Source organism: Rhodopseudomonas sp. BR0M22 (assembly GCF_010907035.1).
GTDB lineage: Bacteria > Pseudomonadota > Alphaproteobacteria > Rhizobiales > Xanthobacteraceae > Rhodopseudomonas.
On the sequence record NZ_QUMK01000071.1, the window covers coordinates 1 to 22,273 of the forward strand.

The 22,273-nt window shown below is 66.1% G+C and carries 18 protein-coding genes; 6 read left to right on the forward strand and 12 right to left on the reverse strand.

Annotated elements, in window-relative coordinates:
• Positions 1-105 precede the first annotated feature (105 nt).
• The 6 genes from DY468_RS20070 to DY468_RS20095 all read right to left on the reverse strand — a co-directional run bounded on the left by DY468_RS20070 (position 106) and on the right by DY468_RS20095 (position 6,099).
• Positions 106-1,035: a DUF1932 domain-containing protein gene (locus tag DY468_RS20070; RefSeq protein WP_164606685.1), complete on the reverse strand. Its 930-nt coding sequence runs from the start codon at positions 1,033-1,035 to the stop codon at positions 106-108.
• Positions 1,035-1,730: a 4-carboxy-4-hydroxy-2-oxoadipate aldolase/oxaloacetate decarboxylase gene (ligK, locus tag DY468_RS20075; RefSeq protein ID WP_164606687.1), complete on the reverse strand. Its 696-nt coding sequence runs from the start codon at positions 1,728-1,730 to the stop codon at positions 1,035-1,037. Before ligK ends, DY468_RS20070 begins: the two co-directional genes overlap by 1 nt.
• A 2-nt stretch (positions 1,731-1,732) precedes the next feature.
• On the reverse strand, positions 1,733-2,761 hold the full coding sequence (locus tag DY468_RS20080; RefSeq protein WP_164606689.1) for an amidohydrolase family protein: 1,029 nt from the start codon (positions 2,759-2,761) through the stop codon (positions 1,733-1,735).
• A 165-nt stretch (positions 2,762-2,926) separates the two neighbouring features.
• Positions 2,927-4,045, reverse strand: a complete 1,119-nt coding sequence (locus DY468_RS20085) for a 4-oxalomesaconate tautomerase (RefSeq protein ID WP_164606690.1) — start codon at positions 4,043-4,045, stop codon at positions 2,927-2,929.
• A 131-nt stretch (positions 4,046-4,176) separates the two neighbouring features.
• Positions 4,177-5,079, reverse strand: a complete 903-nt coding sequence (locus DY468_RS20090) for a LysR family transcriptional regulator (RefSeq protein ID WP_164606692.1) — start codon at positions 5,077-5,079, stop codon at positions 4,177-4,179.
• A 21-nt stretch (positions 5,080-5,100) separates the two neighbouring features.
• Entirely contained in the window at positions 5,101-6,099 is a 999-nt protein-coding gene (locus DY468_RS20095; RefSeq protein ID WP_164606694.1) for a tripartite tricarboxylate transporter substrate binding protein, read from the reverse strand.
• A 160-nt stretch (positions 6,100-6,259) separates the two neighbouring features.
• Between DY468_RS20095 and DY468_RS20100 the strand changes: the two genes are divergently transcribed.
• Positions 6,260-7,423 (forward strand): NADH:flavin oxidoreductase/NADH oxidase, encoded by a 1,164-nt coding sequence (locus DY468_RS20100; protein WP_164606696.1) that lies wholly within the window; start codon positions 6,260-6,262, stop codon positions 7,421-7,423.
• 190 nt (positions 7,424-7,613) lie between these two features.
• On the opposite strand, the gene DY468_RS20105 is transcribed toward DY468_RS20100, so the two are convergent.
• The gene (locus DY468_RS20105) at positions 7,614-7,991 is read right to left on the reverse strand and encodes a hypothetical protein (RefSeq protein WP_164606698.1); all 378 of its coding nucleotides are present in this window, start codon (positions 7,989-7,991) and stop codon (positions 7,614-7,616) included.
• Positions 7,992-8,708: 717 nt separating this feature from the next.
• On the opposite strand from DY468_RS20105, the gene DY468_RS20110 reads away from it, so the two are divergent.
• Both DY468_RS20110 and DY468_RS20115 read left to right on the forward strand, forming a co-directional pair.
• Positions 8,709-9,167 carry a hypothetical protein gene (locus DY468_RS20110; protein ID WP_164606700.1) on the forward strand — a complete coding sequence of 153 codons (459 nt, stop codon included), beginning with the start codon at positions 8,709-8,711 and terminating at the stop codon, positions 9,165-9,167.
• A 177-nt stretch (positions 9,168-9,344) separates the two neighbouring features.
• Complete coding sequence (locus DY468_RS20115; protein ID WP_164606702.1) at positions 9,345-9,944, forward strand: SCO family protein; 600 nt, start codon at positions 9,345-9,347, stop codon at positions 9,942-9,944.
• On the opposite strand, the gene DY468_RS20120 is transcribed toward DY468_RS20115, so the two are convergent.
• Positions 9,895-11,985: a glycosyltransferase family 2 protein gene (locus tag DY468_RS20120; RefSeq protein WP_164606704.1), complete on the reverse strand. Its 2,091-nt coding sequence runs from the start codon at positions 11,983-11,985 to the stop codon at positions 9,895-9,897. The genes DY468_RS20115 and DY468_RS20120 overlap by 50 nt on opposite strands.
• Positions 11,986-12,061: 76 nt before the next feature.
• On the opposite strand from DY468_RS20120, the gene DY468_RS20125 reads away from it, so the two are divergent.
• The 3 genes from DY468_RS20125 to DY468_RS20135 all read left to right on the forward strand — a co-directional run bounded on the left by DY468_RS20125 (position 12,062) and on the right by DY468_RS20135 (position 15,222).
• Positions 12,062-12,985 (forward strand): ABC transporter substrate-binding protein, encoded by a 924-nt coding sequence (locus DY468_RS20125; protein WP_502706237.1) that lies wholly within the window; start codon positions 12,062-12,064, stop codon positions 12,983-12,985.
• Positions 12,986-13,018: 33 nt separating this feature from the next.
• The gene (locus tag DY468_RS20130; RefSeq protein ID WP_164606708.1) at positions 13,019-14,656 is read left to right on the forward strand and encodes a lysine--tRNA ligase; all 1,638 of its coding nucleotides are present in this window, start codon (positions 13,019-13,021) and stop codon (positions 14,654-14,656) included.
• A 311-nt stretch (positions 14,657-14,967) separates the two neighbouring features.
• Positions 14,968-15,222, forward strand: coding sequence for a superinfection immunity protein (locus DY468_RS20135; protein ID WP_164606710.1), 255 nt, complete (start codon positions 14,968-14,970; stop codon positions 15,220-15,222).
• 52 nt (positions 15,223-15,274) lie between these two features.
• Here DY468_RS20135 and DY468_RS20140 read toward each other — a convergent pair whose 3' ends face one another.
• From DY468_RS20140 to DY468_RS20155, 4 genes are all read right to left on the reverse strand, one after another.
• The gene (locus DY468_RS20140) at positions 15,275-16,117 is read right to left on the reverse strand and encodes an efflux RND transporter periplasmic adaptor subunit (RefSeq protein WP_246701060.1); all 843 of its coding nucleotides are present in this window, start codon (positions 16,115-16,117) and stop codon (positions 15,275-15,277) included.
• 138 nt (positions 16,118-16,255) lie between these two features.
• Entirely contained in the window at positions 16,256-18,058 is a 1,803-nt protein-coding gene (locus tag DY468_RS20145) for an AsmA family protein (protein ID WP_164606714.1), read from the reverse strand.
• 54 nt (positions 18,059-18,112) lie between these two features.
• Entirely contained in the window at positions 18,113-21,256 is a 3,144-nt protein-coding gene (locus tag DY468_RS20150; protein WP_164606716.1) for an efflux RND transporter permease subunit, read from the reverse strand.
• Entirely contained in the window at positions 21,256-22,149 is an 894-nt protein-coding gene (locus DY468_RS20155) for an efflux RND transporter periplasmic adaptor subunit (RefSeq protein ID WP_164606718.1), read from the reverse strand. Before DY468_RS20155 ends, DY468_RS20150 begins: the two co-directional genes overlap by 1 nt.
• Between the last annotated feature and the right edge of the window lie 124 nt (positions 22,150-22,273).

The following is a 22,273-nucleotide window of genomic DNA, read 5'->3' on the forward strand; positions in this document are numbered from 1 at the left end:
ACCCCGGCCTCCGCTTCGCTCGGCCGACCCCTCCCCGCAAGGGGGAGGGGTGCCACGAGCGCCGCGGACAATTACACAGCCGCTCCGCGGCCAATTCCTGCGGCGTTAGGTCTTCGTCTTGTCCTTCACCTTCGCCAGAATCCGATCAGCCTCCGTGCGCCAATCAGGGCTCCGGGCGAAAGCCTTGTCGCCGCGTTTCCCGAACAGTCCCTCGTCCGCCAGATCCGCCACCCAAGCCTGCCGCTCCGCCGTGCCTTGCGCGGACCACGGCGTCAGGCCGGCCTCGCGCACCGTCTCGGCGACTTCGCGGACTTCCTCGGCGCGGCGGCGGCCGTGTTCGATCACGCGCTGGAAAAAGTAGGCGCCCTGCTTCTCCCAATCGATCGACGGAAATGTCTCCTGAAGCGAGGCGATTACCGCGTCCTCGACGCCGTAGGCGCGGGCGGTGGTGAAGCTCTCGATCACCATCGCCTCGAGCCCCTTGATCATGATGCTGCGGCACATCTTGGTGGCCGAGGCGACGCCGAGCTGGTCGCTCGCCGGCTTGGCGGCGAAGCCGATCGTATTGATCTGCGCCGCCAACTCGGCAGCATGCAAGCCGCCGAGCAGCAGCGGCACCTTGATGCGATACGGCGGCACCGAGGTCATCACTGCGCCTTCGACGTAGCGGCCCTGTTCGCCGTCGATCAGCGCCGCTGCGCGCTGCTTGGCGCCGGGCGACGCCGAGTTGAAATCGAGAAACCAGGTGCCTTGATTGATCGCGCCAGCGCAGGCCTCGGCGACCGCGACAGTCTGGCTCGCCGTCACCGCCGAGATGATGAAATCGCTGCGTTCCGTAAGCTCGGCATGCGACGTCGTCAGCGTCACGCCGTGGCGGCTGGCATGCTCGCGCAGCGGCCCGCCGCGATCGTCGGCGAGCTTGACGTCATAGGCCGCGACCTTGATGCCCTGGGCGCGCAGATCCTCGGCGAGAATCTTACCGACCTCGCCGTAGCCGACGATCCCGATACGCCACTGTTTCGGATCGCTGCTCATCAGTCGATGTACTTCAGACCGGCTTTTTCCAGGGGCTCGCGCATCTTGTACATGTCGAGGCCGAGCACGCCGCTCGCCAGCTTGGCGCGCTTCTCGGCCTCGTTGGCCTCGCGCGCTTCGGCGGCATCGGCCGCCATCTGCGCGACCGCGGCGGGCACCACCACGACGCCGTCGTCATCGGCGATCACCACATCGCCGGGCGTGATCTGGGCGCCGGCGGCCACCACCGGGATGTTGACCGAGCCGAGCGTCGCTTTCACCGTGCCCTTGGCGTGGATCGCCTTCGACCACACTGGGAACTTCATCTCGGTGAGATCGCGCACGTCGCGGACGCCGGCGTCGATGATCAGGCCGAGCGCGCCGCGGGCGCGGAAGCTTGTCGCCAAAAGATCGCCGAAGAAGCCGTCGGTGGAGTCGGCGGTGCAGGCCGCGACCACGACGTCGCCCGGCTGAATCTGCTCGGCGACGACGTGCATCATCCAGTTGTCGCCCGGCTGCAGCAGCACGGTGACGGCGGTGCCGCAGATATGCGCGCCGGAGTAGATCGGACGCATGTACGGTGCCATCAGGCCGACGCGGCCCATCGCCTCGTGCACGGTGGCGACGCCGAACCGCGACAGCTTCTCGACGGCAGCCTTGTCGGCGCGGCCGATGTTGCGCTTGACGATACCGAGATCGTTCATCCGCACGGTCATTGTTACTTACCCTTCGCCTTGAGCGCGGCATCGAGCCGCGGATAGACGCGGCGGGCGTTGCCTTCGTAGATCTGCTGCTTCTCTTCCGGCGTCAGGATCGTCGACGCCTCGATGTAGCGCTTGGTGTCGTCGTAATAGAAGCCGGTTTTTGGATCGATGCCGCGCACCGCGCCGATCATCTCCGAGGCGAACAGCACATTCTCGACCGGGATCACGGTGTTGAGCAGGTCGATGCCGGGCTGGTGATAGACGCAGGTGTCGAAGAAGATGTTGTTGAGGACATGGTCCTCCAGCAGCGGTTTCTTCATCTCCTGCGCCAGACCGCGGAACCGGCCCCAGTGGTACGGCACCGCGCCGCCGCCATGCGGGATCACGAATTTCAGGTCCGGGAAATCCTTGAACAGATCGCCGGCGACGCACTGCATGAACGCGGTGGTGTCGGCATTGAGATAATGCGCGCCGGTGGTGTGGAAGCAGGCGTTGCAGCTGGTCGAGACGTGGATCATCGCCGGGATCTGCAGCTCGACCATCTTCTCGTAGATCGGATACCAGACCCGGTCGGTCAGCGGCGGCGAGGTCCAGTGACCGCCCGACGGATCGGGATTGAGGTTGATGGCGACGAAGCCGTAGTCCTTGACGCACTTCTCCAGCTCGGGAATGCAGGTTTTCGGATCGACGCCGGGCGACTGCGGCAGCATGGCTGCGCCGATGAAGTTGTCGGGGAACAGCTGCGAGACGCGGTAGCACAGCTCGTTGCAGATCGCCGCCCAGGTCGATGAGACGTTGAAGTCGCCGATATGGTGCGCCATGAACGAGGCGCGCGGCGAGAACACGGTGAGGTCGCTGCCGCGCTCCTGCATCTTCTTGAGCTGGTTCTCGATGATCGAGGCGCGCAGCTCGTCGTCCGAAATCTTCAGCTCGGACACTTTCGGCATCGCGGACGGATCCTTGATTCCCGCGATCTGCCGGTTACGCCAATCCTCCAGCGCCTTCGGCGCGGTAGTGTAGTGGCCGTGGATGTCGATGATCATCGGAGTTTCCTGCTACTTGTTCTCCGTCATTGCCGGGCTTGACCCGGCAATCCATCCTCTTCGGATGATGGATGCGCGGGTCAAGCCCGCGTATGAAGTCGGTTATGTGGTTGCCCGCTCGCTAACTCAGCGAGCATCGATACGCGTTCCAGTTTCGTCGTTGTTTCACCCCGCGCGCCGCAGCGCTGCGGCGTTGGTCTGGTTGCCGTCCCACACCGTGCCCGGCACCATCGCTTCGCCGCGCATGATCAGGCGGGCGGTGCGCAGCAAGGCGGCGCGGGTGACGGTCTGCGGATTGGCCGGATCGACCTCGATCTCCACCGAGAATTCGCCGGTCGGGTGCTCCACCGAGATCTGCTTCACATTTCCATCCGGCACCTGCGCGATGCCGTCGGTGACGCTGCCCTTCAGCACGCAGGCAGTCGCCACCGTCACGGCGGCGAGCACGCCGATAGCGTCGTGGCAGACGTGCGGGATGAAACTGCGGGTCGAAATGCTGCCGCCGGCGCGCGGCGCCGAGATCAGCGTCATCTTCGGGTAGTTCTTCGAGGTGACGTCGCCGAGCTGCATGGCGTGGCCGCAGGCGATCCGCAGCTTTTCCAGCCGCGCCTTGAGCTCGGTGTCGGCGTTGAGCTGGGCGACACCCTCATAGCCGGTGCGGCCGACCGCCTCGGCGCGAAACATCACCAGCGGCATGCCGTTGTCGATGCAGGTCACCTCGACGCCGTCGATGACGTCGCGGACATTGCCGGTCGGCAGCAGGCCGGGGGCGACCGAGCCCGCAGTGTCGAGGAAGTTGATCTTGATCGGCGCCGAGGTGCCGGGTGCGCCGTCGATCCGCGCGTCGCCGTCGTAGGAGACGTGTCCGTCCGGCGTCTGCACGGTGATGTCGCACTGCATGTCGGTGTTGAGCGTCAGCACCCGCAGCGTCGTGGTCGGACCTTGCGCGTTCACCATGCCGGTCTCGAGCGCGAACGGGACCACGGCGGCCAGCATGTTGCCGCAGTTCGGCGTGGTATCGACGGTGTCCTTGTCGGGCTGGAGCTGGGCGAACAGGAAGTCGAGATCGACGCCGGGCTTCGATCCCTTGGAAACGATGCCGACCTTGCTGGTGAGCGGATGCGCGCCGCCGAGGCCGTCGATCTGTCGGCGGTCGGGCGAGCCCATCACCGCGAGCAGCACCTTGTCGCGGGTGGCGATGTCGCTCGGCAGGTCGGCTGCATTGAAAAAGGGGCCGCGTGAGGTCCCGCCGCGCATGAACAGGCAGGGAATGGCGGTTTGCATTCGTTTCCTTCCGGATTGTTATTGCTATTTTGGCCGCGCAGCCTGACCGGCGCCACCGCGGGTGGTCTATAACAGCTATCGGCTTCCGGCATGGCAAGCGCGGAAATCGATGCCGAAACTGTGTGCCGAGATCAGGTCGGCAGGCCTTTGACCAGCTCGGTCAGCAGTCGCATCGCGTGCTGCGCCAGCGGCGTCGGCCGCCGCGTCGCCGGCACCACCAGGCACAGCGCGCTCGCCGGTGCCGGGTCGATCAACGGGCGCATCACCAGCTCGGCGGCGCGCGGCGTGGCGGCGACGCCGCTGCGCGTCAGCACCGCATGTCCGTAACCGGCGCAGACCAGCTCGATGATCGACGGTACACTTGATACCTCCCAGGCGATGTCGAGCTTGACCCCTGCCAGTGCGGCTTCGTTCTCCAGCAGCCGGCGCATCGCGTGGACCCGTTCGGGCACGATCAGCGGATATTTCGCCAGTTCCTTGAACGGCAGCGGCGCCGGCGCGCCGCGGCGTTTGCCGGCGGGCGCGTGGCTGACCAGCCCGAGCGGCTCCTGCAGCAGCGGCGTGATCTCGATGCCGGACTGCGCGTCCGGATTGTAGACGAGGCCGACATCGGCGCGGCCGGTGGTGACCCATTCGATGACATGCGACGACAGGCCTTCGACGATCGCCAGTCGCGCCGCCGGCAACGTCCGCTTGACGTGATCGATCAGCGGCAGCGTCAGTTGCCGGGCGATCGATGGCGGCAGGCCGATGGTGACGCGGCCGACCGGTGCGTCGCGGCTGGCGCCGAGATCCTCGCGGGCGTGGGCGACCATCTGCATGATCGCGACCGAGTGGTCGAACAGCCGCCGGCCGGCTTCAGTCAGCGCGACGCCGCGGCCGTTGCGCAGAAACAATTGCTGGCGCAGTTCGGTCTCCAGCCCGCGCACCTGTCGGCTGAGCGCCGGCTGGGCGACATCCAGCACCATTGCGGCTTTGCTGAACGAGCCGAGCTCGGCGACGTGCATGAAATATTCGAGCTGCTTCAGGTTCATCGCTGGATCGCGGGCCCGCCGCTATTGCCGCTCGATTCCGGACTGCTCGATCACCGCGCGCCATTTGTCGATGTCTGCGCGCAGCCGGGCCGCCAACTGCTCAGGGGTCGATGGTTTGGCGTCGATGCCGAGTTCGAGCATCTTCTTCTTGAGCACGGGATCGACGAGGATTTCCTGCAGCGCCGTGTTCAGGGCGCCGATCACCCCAGGTGGCGTGCCGGCCGGTGCGAACAGCCCGTTCCAGGACTCGATGCTGGCCTCGATGCCGCTTTCGCGCAGCGTCGGGATATCGGGCGTGATTTTGGAGCGCAGCGGTCCGGTCGCCGCCAGCGCCCGGAGCTTGCCGTCGGCGAGATTGCCTTTGAGCGCCGAGTAACTGTCGATCGTCAGATCGACGCTGTCCTGCAGCAGTGCCACCAGCACTTCCGGCGTTCCGCGAAACGGAACGATCACGAAGTCGACGCCCGCCGCGGTCTTGAAGAGTTCTGCGGCGAGGTTCTGCGTGCTGCCGGTGTTGATGGTGCCGACATTCAGCGTGCCGGGCTTCTGCTTCGCCGCCTTGATGAAATCTTCCAGCGTCTTGAACTTGGACTCGGCGCGGACTGTGAACAGGAAGTCGAACGTGCCGAGGCTGGAGATCGGCGCGAAATCCTTCACCGGGTCGAACGGCAGCTTCTTGAACAGCGACACGCTGATCGCGGTGCCGTTCGACAGCAGCGCCAGCGTCGAGCCGTCAGGCGGCGCCGAGATCACTGTGCGCGCCGCGCTGATGCCGCCGGCGCCGGGCTGGTTCTCGACATAGAAGCGCTGGCCGAGCTTGGTGCCGAGCTGATCGGCGATCAGCCGCGCGGTAATGTCGGCGACGCCGCCGGCCGCGAACGGCAGCACGATCCGTACCGGTCGGGTCGGATACAGGCCCTGAGCGTTCGCGAACGGCATCGTCCGCGCAGTCGCCAAGGCTGCAAGAGTGGAGGTCAGGACGGCCCGGCGGGACAAAACAGGTCGGCGGATCAAGCTCATGGCGTGACGATAGTCCAAATGAATCGGATTTCACAGCGACCACTGGCGATTGACCTGATCCGTCCGGCTCGTCAGAGTCCGGTCAACCAAAAGGACGGGTCGGCCGGAGGCGCCGCCGATTTCAGTCCGACCGAAGAAACCACCGAGGAACGTTGTCCAGATGTCGCAGCCGCCGCTGTTTCGCCCTTTCACCCTGCGTGGCGTCACCGCCAAGAACCGCATCCTGGTGTCGCCGATGTGCCAGTATTCCGCGGTCGACGGCATGGCCAACGACTGGCACCTAGTGCACCTCGGCAAATTTGCGCAAGGCGGCGCCGGCATCGTGATGGTGGAGGCGACCGCCGTCACCGCCAATGGCCGCATTACCCATGGCGATCTCGGGCTGTGGAACGACGACCAGATCCGGCCGCTGGAGCGGATCGCCGCTTTCCTGCGAGACAACGGCGCTGTGCCGGCGATTCAGCTCGCCCATGCCGGCCGCAAGGCGAGCATGCAGCGGCCGTGGTACGGCAACGCGGCGCTGACCGCAGAGGACGCAGCACGCGGCGACCAGCCGTGGGAGATCGTCGCGCCGAGCGCGATCCCGATGGACGAAGGCTGGCTGACGCCGCAGGAGTTGAGCGACGACGATCTCGATAGCTTGCTGGATCACTGGCGCAGCGCGACGCTGCGGGCGGTCGAGGCCGGGTTCGAGATGCTCGAAGTGCACTGCGCCCACGGCTATCTGCTGCATTCGTTCCTGTCGCCGCTGTCGAACAAGCGCACCGACGGCTATGGCGGCGATCGCACGGGGCGGATGCGATTTCCATTGGAGGTGATCGAGGCGGTGCGCGCAGTCTGGCCTGACACGCTGCCGTTGGCGGTGCGCGTATCGTCGGTCGACGGCGTGGAAGGCGGAATCGAGCTTGCCGACTCGGTGGTATTCGCGCGCGAGGCCAAAGCCCGCGGTGCCGATATCATCGATTGTTCGTCGGGCGGTCTGATGGGCTCGGCGACGGCCAACCGGATTCCGCGCGGCTACGGCTTCCAGGTGCCGTTCGCCGAAACCATCCGAAACGAAGCCGAGATTCCGACGATCGCGGTAGGGCTGATCGTTCATCCGGATCAGGCCGAGAAGATCGTCGAGCAGGGCCAGGCCGATCTGATCGCGATCGGCCGCGAGGTGCTGTTCGATCCAAATTGGGCGCTGCACGCCCAGCTCGAACTCACCGAGGGCGACGGGGCATTCGCCGACTGGCCGAAGCAATACGGCTGGTGGCTGGAGCGCCGCGAGCCGGGCCTGCGCCGGCTCGATGGACGGAAGCTGCCGTACCGGCGGAGCTGAGAAGCCAGCCGCGGAGATTGAAACGCGGATGGCCGGGACACAGCCCGGCCATGACGAATCCATTCGAAGCGCGACAAAGATGCGAGGTCGGTAGGATGGGTTGAGCGCGAGCGAAACCCATCGAACCGTTCGAGGCCTCAAGATGGGTTTCGCGACAGCTCAACCCATCCACCGACGTCACCGCGTGCCGTTACCAGCCGCAGCCGCCGCAGCGCGGGCGAACCGGCGCGTAGTAGCTGTAGCCCGGCGACACCATCTCGACGCGTTCGCGGGTGGCGTATTGCGGCGGAATGCGTTCGTATTCGACGCCACCAGGCGAAACCATCACGGTCTTCGGCACCATCACGGTGCGATACTGCGGCGCGACGCGATGGGCGACGACGCGGCCCGGATTGACCATCACGGTCTCCTCGACAGTGCGGTATTCCGGCGCAACGTATTGCTGCTGATAGCAGCTGTAGCACGGCGGCGGGGCGCAGCCGTAGCAGGCGGAGGCGGCGGTCGGCAGCGCGACGGCGGCACCGGCGACCACGGCGGAAGCAAGCAGAGCAGCGGACAGGCGAGACATGGGCGATCCTCAGCGCCAGAGATGACTATCTGTCCATGATTGGTGGTGATCGCGACAGCCGTCAACGATCGAGCAAAATCAACCTTTACGAAGATCATTAACGGCGCGTCTTGGTAACCACTTGATCATCAAGCTGCGCCGGCAGACTACTCCGCCCGCACGATCCGCAACAGTGGAGGACGATCGTCGGCAACCCGTGCTCGCTTCGGCCGACCTTCGCCCCCGACCGGAAGGAGTCGTTGTCCGAGACGGATCGACGAGTTTTCGCGCGTGGTGTCGTGGGATCGCGGCCCCTGGCCGATATGCAAACGAACCACGATGGGATCCGAGGAGGCGTTGTGAACATGATTCGCTGAGTGGCCGTTCGTCACGCAGCTGGCGGATCGGAGTAGGGCATCGGCGCGACACTCCTCTGCGCTCGCGATCGAGACACGCGGTTCCTGGAAGGACGGAGCCGGATATCACCGAGCATCGAGGCTCCAGTGTCCGGCACAGTCGGCCGGTATTGGAACTTGGTCTCTGTCCCGCGAGGCAACCGGCCGCGCTGTTTCAGTTTGGGACCTCGCTCGCCGGCACTGCATCCTGGGGGCAACACTCGATTTGAAATTGGTCCGAGGCCCGCTGTCGATCTGGACAAAGCCCCGATCGGAAATCACCCTGGCACTGTTTCGAGGTCGCGTCGTGTGCGGCCTTGCGACGGGGATCGTTGGGGGAGCCATGAGACTGATCACGGGGATGCTCGCGGCCGTGCTGCTGATCGCTGGCGTGGCGTCGAGCCAGGCGATGGTGCGAATCGCCGACGATCGTGGTGGCCGGATCGGAACCTACGTCGATAAGTACCAGTCGCTGCGCAGCTCCGGCGAAACCGTGATGATCGACGGCCTCTGCGCCTCTGCCTGCACCATCGTGCTCGGTGCGGTCCCGCACGATAAGATCTGCGTGACCTCGCGGGCCAATCTCGGGTTTCATGCGGCGTGGGATCTCGGCTCGAACGGCCGTGCGATCACCAATACCGAAGCCACCCAGATGCTGTACACGATGTATCCGGTCAGCATCCGCCGCTGGATCGCCAAGCGCGGCGGCCTGACCCGGCACATGATTTTCCTGCGCGGCAAGCAACTGCTGTCGATGTACCGCCCTTGTTACATGGACGCGCAAGCCCAAGCCGGGCGCTGACGCCGCGGATTCGGCGGCCCGCCATCTCCGGATGACGTGATCGGTATGACGGCGGCACGGCTTGCCGGCCGTAGCCCGCCGCTCTATTGGGCAGCAGTGCGGTTCACCCGCACGTCGAGCAGGCCTTGCGGAAATCTCGCCGCATCGGTCGCTCCGAGCTCTCGAGGACTCCACCCGATGCCTGCAGAAGCCAAATCCATCCGCCCGCTCGTCGTCGTCGCGGCCTTCGCCGGCAGCCTGATCGTCGGGCTCGTTGTGGTGCTGTGGCTGCTCGGCGGCCTGCAGAAGATTTCGGCGCCGGCGACGATCGGTGGACCGTTCCGGCTGACCGATCAGAACGGCCAGATCGTCACCGAGCAGAATATGAAGGGGAAGCCGACGCTGATCTTCTTCGGCTTCACCCGCTGCCCCGACGTCTGTCCAACCTCGCTGTTCGAATTGTCGCAGGTGCTGGCGGCGCTCGGTCCCGACGCCGATCGGATCAACGCCTATTTCGTTTCGGTCGATCCGGAACGCGATACGCCGGCCTCGATGAAGGACTATCTGTCGAGCTTCGATCCGCATCTGAGGGGGCTGGTCGGTACGCCGGAAGCGACCGCGAAGATCGAGAAGGGCTACCGGGTCTATGCCAAGAAAGTCCCGCTCAAGGACGGCGATTACACGATGGATCACACCGCGCTGATCTATCTGATGGACAAGTCCGGCAATTTCGTCGCTCCCTTCAACATCAAGCGCAAGCCCGAGGACGCCGCGGCCGATCTGAAGCGCTATCTGTAGCGTCGGCATCGTGGCGCCGGTGCTGCTGATCGGGCGCTGGCTCCGGCGCGGCCGAATGTGCGCGACGGGCGATACCGTGTTGGGTCTTCTCCCAGCGATACGGGCACCAGACGTAGTGAGCTAGCGCCCGCCACGCCGCCAGCGACAGGCACAGCCAGTACACCGGCGTCAGCGCCAGGGCGCCGGCATGGCGCCATTGCCGGCGCCGGCCCAGGCCGAGCAGGCCGACCACTGCGGTCGACGTCACGCCGGCCGCGATGGTGAGCCAATGCAGCGCAGTCGGCCTGTCCGGCGTCAGCCAGAACGGTAGCAGTCCGGTCCAGCCGGCCGCCGCCATCAGCATCAACGCCAGCAGCAGCGGGTAAGCCAGCGCGGACAGGACGTTGCCGCCGACCACCAGGTTGAGGGCGAGAAAGCCTCCCGGGCCGGCTTCGCGCCACAGCCGGTGCGGGCGGCGCATGTGCACCTCCCAGGTCTGCATCCAGCCTTTCATCCACCGGGAGCGCTGGCGAAGCCAGTTGCCGAAGGCGAGAGGCGCCTCTTCGTAGGTGGTCGACCGGATGGTGACGCTGCAATGGCCGAACCGGGCGAGCCGAAAGCCGAGGTCGGCATCCTCGGTCACATTGTGCGGATCCCAGGCGCCGAGCGTGCGCAGCACGTCGGTGCGAAAATGGTTCGACGTGCCGCCGAGCGGCAGCGGCAGCCCGAGTGCGGCGAGGCCCGGCAGGAACAGGTCGAACTGGCCGGCATATTCGGCCAGGAAGGTGCGCGACAGCCAGTTGTGCGTCAGATTGTCGATGCACAGGCTGGCCTGCACGCAGGCGGTTTCGGGGCTCGCCGCGTCGAACGCCGCCAGCGCCGCCCGCAACTGGCCGGGGTCGGGCCGGTCTTCGGCGTCGAACACCGCGATGAAGCTTCCGCGGGCGAAGGCCAGCGCGTAGTTGAGTGCCTTCGGCTTGGTCTTCGGCGCGACCGCGGGCGCGATCAGGATTCGCAAGTGCGGCCTGCGTTTCAGCCGCGCCAGCGCGGCGCGGGTGGCGAGATCGTCGGGCTCGATCACCAGTATCAGGTCGAGCTTTTCCCGCGGGTAGTCGAGAGCGTCGAGCGCTTCGACCAGCGACCCGACCGAATCGGCCTCGCGATACAGCGCCGCCACCACCGTGTAGACCGGCAACTCGGCGTCCGGCCGGCGTGGCGTCGGCAAAGGGGGCGGATGTCGCCACAGGCTGGCGAGTAGTCGCAGTCCGGCGAAGCCGATGAACCACAGGGCGAGGATCGTGCTGGTGATCTCGCGGTCAGGGAAGAACGGCAACATCACCAGTGCGGCCACGCAGACGCCGCGCTGGAGCCGCTGGCGCCACAACGGGCCGGCGTGGCGTGGCGCAGCCGACAGGATCGGAAACCGGCAGTGCAGATCCGAGCTGGCCGCATCGGCGAGCGCCCGGGCACCGTGGCGTGCAAGGAAGCCCTCCAGGGCGACGGATGTGGTGAGCCGCAGCCGGGGCCGGATCGCCGGAAACTCATCCAGCAACAAGCACAACCTGCGGCAAGCCAGCCGCTGCGGCGCGATCACCCAGGTCAGCACGCCGTTCAGGCGGAGCGGAACAATCCCGGTCGCGGCCGCGGCGGTGAGTTGCGCGTCGCTCAGCGGGCAGTCGGAGCGATCGACCTGATCGAACGGCTCGAAGTCGATTCGGAGCGAGCCACAAAGACGATGCAGATACGCCTGCTCGTCGATCAGCCCCTGGTGGATCAACACTCGGTCCGCGCCGATCTGAAGCGCCCGGCTGCGCCGCGCCGCCGCTTGCAGCAAGGCCGGCGCCAGCACCCCGCGCAGGCAGTCGAGTTCCGGCACGGTGTGCGTCTCGGGCCGCGGGGCTGCGACGGTGGAGCGGTCGGGCGGGCGCCGATTGTCATGGCCGACATCGATCGGCCAGAACGCGAGAAAGGTCGGACGTTCGGGCCATGAGGGCTCTGCCTCATCATCGCCGCGCCGCTCCGCTACCGTATCGTGCAATCCGGCGCGATCGGTCACGACCATGGCACGCCCCAACGCAAACGACACTCGCCTCCCGCGCCGGATGGTCTATAAGACCGCCGGTGCGGAACCCCTGATCATGCAACCACAGATTGTTTTTTTCGGCAATGGCCGACTCGTCACCTGGCGCGTGAGCATCGTGGCGTTGGCTTGTGCCGTGGCGGCGGTGTTGCTGGCGGCGGCACCGGTGCGCGCAGTCGAGACCAGTCCGGAAGCGAAGGCGGTCGCCGCAGCCACCGCCCATGCGGTGCCTGGGTTCTGGGACCCGCGGCGCCGGCCGGAGCGGCCCGACCTGTCGCGCCTGACGATGATCCGCTTCCTGACCGAGGTCGACTATCCGCCGTTCAACTTCACCGGCGCCGACGGCAATCCGGCCGGCTTCAACGTCGATCTGGCGCGGGCGCTTTGCGAGGAGATCAAGGTCACCTGCACCGTCCAGATGCGCAAGTTCGAGACGTTGTTCGACGCGCTCGCCAGCAACCGCGGCGATGCGATCATCGCGTCGCTGGCGGTGACGCCGCAAACCCGCGCCAAGCTCGACTTCACCGATCCGTATTATCGCACGCCGGCGCGGTTCGTCGCCCGCAAGGATGCAGTGATGGCCGAGATGCGGCCGGAATATCTCGAAGGCCGCAAGGTCGGCGTCATCGCGGGCTCGGCGCATGAAGCTTATCTGAAGGCGATGTTCACCGACGCTGAACTGCATTCCTATCCGAATGCCGAGACGCTCCGCGCGGCGCTCAAGCGCGGCGAGGTCGACTTCATCTTCGGCGATGCGATCTCGCTGGCGTTCTGGATCAACGGTACCGACTCGGAGAATTGCTGCGCGTTTTCCGGCGGCCCGTTTCTGGAAAGCCGCTATTTCGGCGAGGGCGTCGGCATCGCGGTGCGCAAGGGCAACGACACCTTGCGTCAGGCACTGAATTGGGCGCTGTTCCGGATTTGGGAAAAGGGCCAGTACACTGATCTTTGGCTGCGGTACTTCTCCGTCAGCCCGTTTTGAAAGACCCGCCTTTACTGGCGGCCGGAGACCTGAATGACAACGATCGACCTTCCGAACGCTTCCGAGCTGCGTACCCTCGCCGAACAATCCAACGCCTGGCCGTTCGAGCAGGCGCGTGCGCTGGTGAACCGGCTTAAAAAGCATCCGAAGGACGAGGTGCTGTTCGAGACCGGCTATGGGCCGTCGGGGCTGCCGCATATCGGCACGTTCGGCGAGGTCGCGCGCACCACGATGGTGCGCCACGCCTTCCGGGTGCTGACCGACGACAAGATCAAAACCAAACTGCTGGCGTTCTCGGACGATATGGACGGCCTGCGCAAGGTGCCGGACAACGTCCCGAACAAGGAACTGCTGGAGAAGAATCTCGGCAAGTCGCTGACCAGCGTGCCCGATCCGTTCGGCACCCACGATTCGTTCGGCGCTCACAACAACGCCCGGCTTCGTCAGTTCCTCGATACCTTCGGGTTCGATTACGAATTCGCCTCGGCGACCGATTACTACAAGTCCGGCCGGTTCGATGCGACGCTGTTGAAGGTGCTGGAACGGCTCGACAAGGTGATGGCGATCATGCTGCCGTCCTTGCGCGAGGAACGCGCCGCCAGCTACTCGCCGTTTCTCCCGGTGTGTCCGCGCACCGGGGTGGTGCTGCAGGTGCCGATCGTCGCGCACGACGTCAAGGCCGGCACGGTGTCATACGACGATCCGGAAACCAAGGAGCGGGTAACGCTGCCGGTCACCGGCGGGCACTGCAAGCTGCAATGGAAGCCGGACTGGGCGATGCGCTGGACCGCGCTCGGCGTCGACTACGAGATGGCCGGCAAGGACCTGATCGATTCGGTGAAGCTGTCCGGCAAGATCGCCCAGGCGATCGGCGGCACCCCGCCGGAGGGCTTCAACTACGAACTGTTCCTCGACGACAAGGGGCAGAAGATCTCCAAGTCGAAGGGCAACGGCCTGACGATCGAGGAGTGGCTGCGCTACGCCTCGCCGGAATCGCTGTCGCTGTTCATGTATCGCGAGCCGAAGGCAGCGAAGCGGCTGTATTTCGACGTGATCCCGCGCAATGTCGACGACTATCAGCAGTTCCTCGACGGCTATGCGCGTCAGGATACCAAGCAGCGGCTCGCCAATCCGGTCTGGCACATCCATTCCGGCAATCCGCCGCAGGCCGACATGCCGGTGACGTTCCAGCTCCTGCTGACGCTGGTGTCGTCGTCGAACGCCGAGAACGCCGAGACGTTGTGGGGCTTCATCGGCCGCTACCGGCCGGGCGTCACACCCGAGACGCACCCCAAGCTCGACGCGATGGTCGGTTACGCGATCAATTACTATCGCGACTTCGTAGCGCCCACCAAGGTGTTCCGCGATCCGACCGACGCCGAGCGCGCCGCCCTGCAGGATCTGCGCGATGCGCTGTCGCAACTGCCGGCGGATGCGACCGCCGAGGCGATCCAGGACGTGGTCTACGAGATCGGCCGCCGCGAACCGTTCCTCGATCACAAGAAGACCGCCAAGGACGGCAAGCCGGGCGTCTCGCTCGACTGGTTCAACATGTTGTACCAAGTGCTGCTCGGCCAGGAGAAGGGCCCGCGGTTCGGCTCGTTCGTGGCCGTCTACGGCGTCGGCAATGCGGTCGCGATGATCGACGGCGCGCTGGCGCGCAGCGCGTAACTCACAGCCGTTTGCCGGATCATTTATTGCGTTGTCAGCGCGCTATTCACGATACTCATCGTGAGTGGCGCGCGGATACCTGCTTTCGACGTGATCGGCCCTGATTGCGTCCCCGCCGCGTTGAAATGACGCGGCCGTTTCGCGCTGCACTCTTGATTTGAAACAAAGTTTGTTGCGTCGCGTCTTTCGCACAGTTCACGCAACGATAATCCCTTCTCGGGTCGCCGCTCGAACGGCCCCGTCAGTTTGCTCGTCAGCTCCAAAGGGAAAGACAGTGCCGTTTCTCACATCAGGTCTCATGGAGGAAGACAATGTCTGCACTGGCTGGACTGCCCTACGACGCCAACATGCCGGCGATCGTCTGGTCGATGTACCTCGTTGCTGTTGCGCTGTATTGCGCGCCGATGCTGATCGGGTTCGCACGTAACGTCGAATACAAATGGGGGCTTTACGTCGGCAATCTGCTGCTCGGCTGGACCGGGATCGGCTGGGCCTATGCGTTGTACTACGCGGTGTTCGCCGACAAGGAGCGGTCGCCGCGATCGCGTCTCTCTCTGATTCGCTGACACGCCATTATCGCTGATTGCGGCCGGCAGCCGTCGCAAAGCGCCTCGGTGATTACTTTGCCGAGGCGTCGGCGGACAGCACCGGCTTCACCGTGTCGCCTTCGCGGAGCTGCGCTCCGGCACTTTCAACCACGATGTCGCCTTCCTTCAGTCCGTTGCGGATTTCGATTCTGCCGCCGTTCATCAGGCCGATTTCGACGCGCCGGGTCTCGACGACTTGCCGCCGCACCACCTGCACGATGGTGCCGACCGGATTGTAGATCACCGCGGTGAGCGGCACCGAAATCCCGCAGCTCTCGCCGGTCTTGATCGTTGCGCGGCCGGAGGCGTTGGCGAGCAGCCGCTCGTCGGAGCCGATGCCGACGAACACGTTGCCGAGCTGCGTCTTCGGCTCCACCGTCGCGGAAACGCGGCGCACCTTGCCTTGCATTTCGTTCTTGTCGCCCACCACTTTCACTGTCGCCGGTTGCCCGATGGACAGTCGCGACATGTCGCGGGTCGGCACTTGGCCGACCAGATCGAATTCGCCGCGCGCCACGATGGTGAACAGCGCTTCGGCCTTGGGGGAGGCGGGTGCACCGATCACGGCGGTGGATGCCGATACCAGACCCGCCACCGATGCTTGCACGGTGGCGCCGCCCTCGAGCTTGGCCAGCGGCTGTCCTTTGCTGACGGTCTCGCCGGGATCGACCAGCACATCGATCACCTTGGTGCCGGGGCGGTCCGGACGCACCGAGACTTCGTCGCGCGGGATCAGGAAGCCGGAGACTTCGACGGTTGCCGGGAAACAGGCTTTGGCGGCCACGAACACGGTGACGGCCTGAGCGGCGGGGGCGCTTTCCTCCGCATGCAGCGGCTGCGCCAGCGTGCAGGTCGCAGCCAACGTTGCCAGCATGACCTGCCGGAGATACGGCGCGCTATCGCGAGCTCGAGCGATCGGCCTCGTCATGGTCATTCCTCGCTGGGATACGGACACGGCGCTGGTTGCCGTCGCCGCATCGATCTTGGTCTCGCCGCGCCGCTGCATCGATCGTCACCGCCCGAACAATTGCTTGATGATCTCGTTGACCGCCGCGCCGCTGCCGCGACCGGAACGGTCTGCGTCGCCCGAGTCGTTGCCGCCGTTGCCGAACAGGCCGCTGCCGATCTCGCGCAGGCGCCGGTATGCTGCATCGGGATCATCGAGCACGCCGGCGATGTCCGGATAGATTCGCGGCGCGATCCACGGGCCCTCGATCCGGACCGGAATGCCGAAACCGATCGGCTCCGGGTTCGGCGCGGCGATGCCGCGTTCCGGCGGGCTTTGGCCTTGGGTGGTCGCGACCAGCTTGGGTTCGACCTTGAACGCCAGCGTCTTGGCCGGCAGATCGATCGTGCCGGCGCCGCTCATCCTCACCAAGGGCCCGGCCAGCTTCAAGTCCGAGGTCTCGGCCTTGCCCTGCGCGATTTGGAACGAGGCCGCGAATTCGCTCAGATCGGTGGCGTCGGTCGGAGCGATCTGCCAGCCGTCCTGAATGTGCGTGGTGAGATTGCGGATCATCCGGACGACGTCGAAACCCCGGATCGCGCCGTCGCGGAGGCCGACAGCCGCGCTGCCGTCGAGGCCGGCCGCGATGGCGCGGGCGCTGCCGCCGCTGCTGCGGAGCGCCAGCTTCGCCTGCATCTTGCCGTCGATCCGATCGAAATCGGCCAGGCCGTCGAGCAGCGGCAAAGCGTGAACGCCGGCAATGTCGCATCGCAGATCGAACGCGGGCGTGGCGCCGGAGGCGTCGATCACCAGCGTGCCAGACGCTTGCCCGCCATAAGCCCCGAGGCGCGCCGCCTGCACCGACAGCACCCCGGCTGCGAGCTTGGCGTCGGCCGAAGCCGGCGCGATCCTGGCCGGACCGATGTTCAGCTCAGTGGCCGACAGCCTGACGTCGGCATCGACATAATTGAGCCCGACGAGGTCGAGCGGCGTCTCGCTCCACGGCGCGCCCGGCGTCGCCGAGCGGGTGATGGCGACGAGGTCGAGCCGCTGAAAGTCGAGGTCGAGTTTGACACGCGGCTTGCCGGCGAATTCGACCGAGGCCCAGCCGTTGAACGGCGCATCGCCGAGTTTGCCGCTGATGCCGTTGATCGCCAGCGCGGTGCCGCGCAGCCTCGCTTCCGCCTTCGCGCTGAGGCGTGAGGTCAGCAGCCCCGGCGCATCGAGCGTGAGGTCGACCAGGATCGGCTGCTGGTCGTCGGAGGACGGCGTTGCAGTCAGTTCGAACGACACCGGCGACCGGCCGAGCGTCGCAGAGCCACTGGCGGTGATCGGGCCCTTGGCATCGTCGCGTTCGATGTCGGCCTGGATGCCGGCGATCCGCCGTTCGACGCGATCGGCCGCGCTGGTCATCACCACGGCGCCGTCCTGGATCACGATGCGCTCGATCTCTGCAAGCTCCGCGCCGCCCTTGCGCGCGGGCGCCGGTGCGGCTGCAGCTTCATCGCGCCGGCGCAGCAGAGGCAGCGACAACTCGGGCTTGATCAGCGTCAGTTCGGTGACCCGCGGCGTTCCCGACATCAGGCTGGTCGGCGACAGTTCGGCGCGGACGGTGGCGATCTTCAGCCGCGGATCGGTCGGGCGACCGCCGGGCATTTCGGCGGTGACGTCGTGCAGGGTCAGCGCCGCCGCCGGAAACAGCCGCACCGTGCCGGAGCCGGCGATCGTCACCCGGTAGCCGGTGTCGCGCTCGATCCGGCTCTGGATCGCAGCCGTCAGCGCGCCGGCCGGAATCCCGATCGCGATCAGCAGTGCGGCGGCGACGAGCAGCAGAGCCGCAATGGCGCCCGCGATCCTGATCGGCTTCATCTCGGCTCCTCGTCCATGCGGCTGACGTCGTCCGATGGCATCGACCTAACCGCGTCAGAACGTCGGTTTTTGGGCGGCAGGCTGGTGCTCGGTGGCGGCAGAGGGTGCCGCTGCATCCGGCGCCGCCTCGGCCGCCTCGCGCGCGCTGCCGCTGAGCAGCCGTCTGCCGACCGCCCAGAAGCCGCGGCCGACGTCATCCATCATCATGAACACGGCCGGCACGAAGATCAGCGACAGCACCGTGGAGAAGATCAGGCCGCCGATCACCGCCAGCGCCATCGGCGAGCGGAATTCGCCGCCGGCGCCGAACGCCAGCGCGCTCGGCATCATGCCGGCCACCATCGCGATCGTGGTCATCACGATCGGGCGGGCGCGCTTCTGGCCGGCGTCGATGATCGCCGCGTCGCGGCTCTTGCCGTCGCGGATCGCCTCCATGGCGAATTCGATCAGCATGATGGCGTTCTTGGTGACGATGCCCATCAGCATCAGGATGCCGATCCACACCGGCGTGGTGAGCTGTTTGCCGGTCAGCAGCAGTGCGCCGATCGCGCCGCCGATCGACAGCGGCAGCGAGAACAGGATGGTGATCGGCTGCAGGAAGGTGCCGAACAGCAGCACCAGCACCGCATAGACCATCATCAGGCCGCCGCTGATCGCCGTGGCGAAACCGTCCGAGAGTTCGGCGAGGTTTTCGGCATCGCCCGATGGGCTGACCTTGACGCCCTTCGGCAGCGACTTCATCACCGGCAGCTCGTTGATCTGCCTGGTGGCGTCGCCGAGCGCGGAATTACCGACGAGGTCAGCCGCGACGGTCGCCTGGCGCAACCGGTCATAGCGGTTGATACTGGTCGGGCCCTGATCGAATTTGACGTCGGCGACGACCGACAGCGGCACCGCGCCGCGGCCGCCATAGATCGGCACCTGAAGCTGTTCGAGCGTGGCGAGCTCGCCGCGCGCCGAATCCTCGAGTTGCACCCGGATCGGTACCAGCCGGTCGCCGGCGTCGAATTTGGCGAGCGCCGGGCCGACATCGCCGATGGTCGCAACGCGGATGGTCTCGGAGAGGCTCTCGGTCGAGACGCCGAGCCGGGCGGCGAGATCGGCGCGGGGGCGAATCCGCAGTTCGGGCCGATCCAGCGCGGTCTCCGAAATCACGTTGGAGATCAGCGGAATCCGTTTCATCTGCGACGCGAGTTCCTGGGCGACGTTGTCGACTACAGCGCTGTCGTCGCCAGTCACCACCAGCGAGATCGCGCGCAGGCCGTTCTCGTCGAGGAACCAGTAGCGGATGTCCGGCACCTGATCGAGCTGCTTGCTGATCTCGTGCTCCAGCTCACGCTGGGTGATCGAGCGGTCGTGCTTCGGCGTGTAGTTGATGATCAGCGAGGCGCGCCGCACTTCCTGGATGCCTGGCGGCACCCGGCCGCCATCGACGAACACGCTTTTCACCTCGGGCCGCTCGCGCAGCAGCTTGACGATCGCCTCGGTGGTCTTCTCGGTGGTGCCGATCGGGGTGCCGGGCGGCAACTGCATCGCCAGCACCGAGCGGGCGGTGTCCTGCGCCGGCAGGAAGCCCTGCGGCAGCAGCACGATGCTCCAGATCGACGCTGCAAAGATGCCTAGCCCGATCAGCACCGTGATGTAATAGTGCTGCACCGACCAGGTGACGATCCGGGTGTAGGCTCGCAGCACCCGGCCCGGCGGTTTCTCGACGTGCGGATGGTCTTTGAGGAAATACGCCGCCAGCACCGGGGTCACGAATCGCGCCGCCAGCAGCGAGAAGAACACCTGAACCGAAACGGTGATGCCGAACTGTTTGAAGAACTGTCCGGCGATGCCCGACATGAAGCTGGCCGGCGCGAAGATCGCGATAATGGTCAGCGAGATTGCGATCACCGCGAGGCCGATCTCGTCGGCGGCTTCGATCGCCGCTTGATACGGCGATTTGCCCATCCGCATGTGGCGGACGATGTTCTCGATCTCGACGATGGCGTCGTCGACCAGAATACCCGTCGACAGCGTGATGGCGAGGAAGCTGACGAGGTTCAGCGAGAACCCCAGCATGTCCATCGCCCAGAACGCCGGGAAGATCGACAGCGGCAGCGAGATCGCCGCGATCACGGTGGCGCGGAAATCGCGCAGGAATAGGAACACCACGATCACGGCGAGGATCGCGCCCTCGAACAGCGTCGAGATCGCCGCCTCGTAATTGCCTTTGGTGTAATCGACCGAGGTGTCGATCAGCTTCAGTTCGACGTCGGGATATTGCGCGGCCAGCGCGTCGATCCGCTTCTGCACTGCTTCGGCGACGACGACGTCGCTGGCGCCCTTGGAGCGCTTGATGCCGAGCGCCACCACCGGCTCGCCGTTGAAGCGGGCGAAGGTGCGGCGCGCCGCGATGGTGTCGGTGACGGTGCCGAGATCGTCGAGCCGCACCTCGCCGCCGGCATTCAGGCTGATCATGGTGCCGGCGAGATCGTTGAGCGTCCGGGCGCCGGCGAGCGTGCGGATCGCCTGATCGTTGTTGCCGATCTCGGCGCGGCCGCCGGCGAGATCGACATTGGTGCCGCGCAGCCGCCGCGACACGTCGAGCGCGGTCAGTCCCGCAGCGCGCAGCCGGTCGGGATCGAGCGATACCAGGATCTCGCGTTCGACACCGCCGATCCGCTCGACCTGGGCGACGCCGCGCACGCCCTGCAGCGCGCGCTTGACGACGTCGTCGACGAACCAGGAGAGCTGTTCTGGCGTCTTGCCGGGCGAGATCGCCGCATAGGTGACGATCGGCAGCCCGATCACGTCGACACGCTGGATCAGTGGTTCGTTGATGTTCTGCGGCAGGTTGGCGCGGACCCGCGTCACCGCATCCTTGACGTCGTTGAGCGCGCGCTCGGTGTTGGTTTCCAGCGCGAACTGGATCGTCGTCACCGATAGGCCGTCGGTGATCGAGGATGCGATATGGCGCACGCCTTCGACGCCGGACACGCCGTCCTCGATGGTCTTGGTGACCTGCGCTTCCAGCTCGGCCGGCGCCGCGCCGAACTGCGACACCGCCACCGAGATCACCGGAATGTCGGCGCTCGGCAACCGTGTCACGGCGAGCTTGGTGAAGCTGATCCAGCCCAGCGCCAAGAGGATGATCGAGAACACGATCGATGGCAGCGGATGCCGGATCGACCAGGAGGAAACGTTGAGGCCCATCAGCGCGCTTTCGATCGTTCGGAATCGGTCGTGAAGATCGGCTTGATGCGGTCGCCGTCGTGCAGCGAGGTGCCGGCGTCGGCCACCACGGTTTCGCCTTCGCGCACGCCTTCGACGATCTCGATCGCATGATCGGATGTCAGTCCGACCTTGACGGTGCGGGTCTCGACGATGTTGTTGTTCACCACCTGCACGGTGGCGTGGTCGATCGCCGAGCGCGGGATCGATACGCCGCAGCTTCGCCGCGCATCGATGGTGACGCGGACGAACATCCCGACCTTCAGGGCGGGAGAGCCGGCGAGCGCGATCCGCACCTGGCCGAACTGGGTCTTACGATCGATCTGCGGCGCGCCGAGCCGGACCACGCCGGTGAGCTCGGTGCCGTCATCGCGGCCGATCCGCGCGGTGGCCCCGGGACTGACCTTGAGGGCGTGAATGCTCGGGACCTCGGCTTCGACTTCCAGCTCATTGCCGACCGCGATCCGCAGCATCGGACCGGCGAGCGGCGAGGCCGGCGCGCCGGCGATGGTTCGTACCTCTGTAATCAGCCCCGCGGCCGGCGCTTTCAGCGTCCTGTTGCCGCTGGCCCCGGCGACCCGGACGAGGTCCTGATCCTGGGTGACGATGTCGCCCTCGTGCACCAGAACATCGGTGACGCGGCCGTCGCCGTCGGCGATCAGCACCGCTTCCTTGCGCGGCACCACGAAGCCGGTGATCCGGACCTTGTCGGAGAAGCAGGCATTGGTGGCTTTGGCAACGACGACCTGTACGCCCTCCGTGGCCACGGGTTGGTCTGCGTAAGCGGGTATCAGTAGGGCGAAACCGCACCAGCAGCCGGCGGCGATCGTAGCGCGTGCCGGCAACAGATTCGAACGGTTCCTCGCGTTGATCATCTGTATACTCGGCGAACTTTCGAGATTGGCGGTGCGGCCGGTTCGACGGCGGGAGCTGCGGCGTCGGAGCGCCGCCCTCTATACACGGCCCGATAGTGACGAAACAGCGAAGGCGTCCCGCACG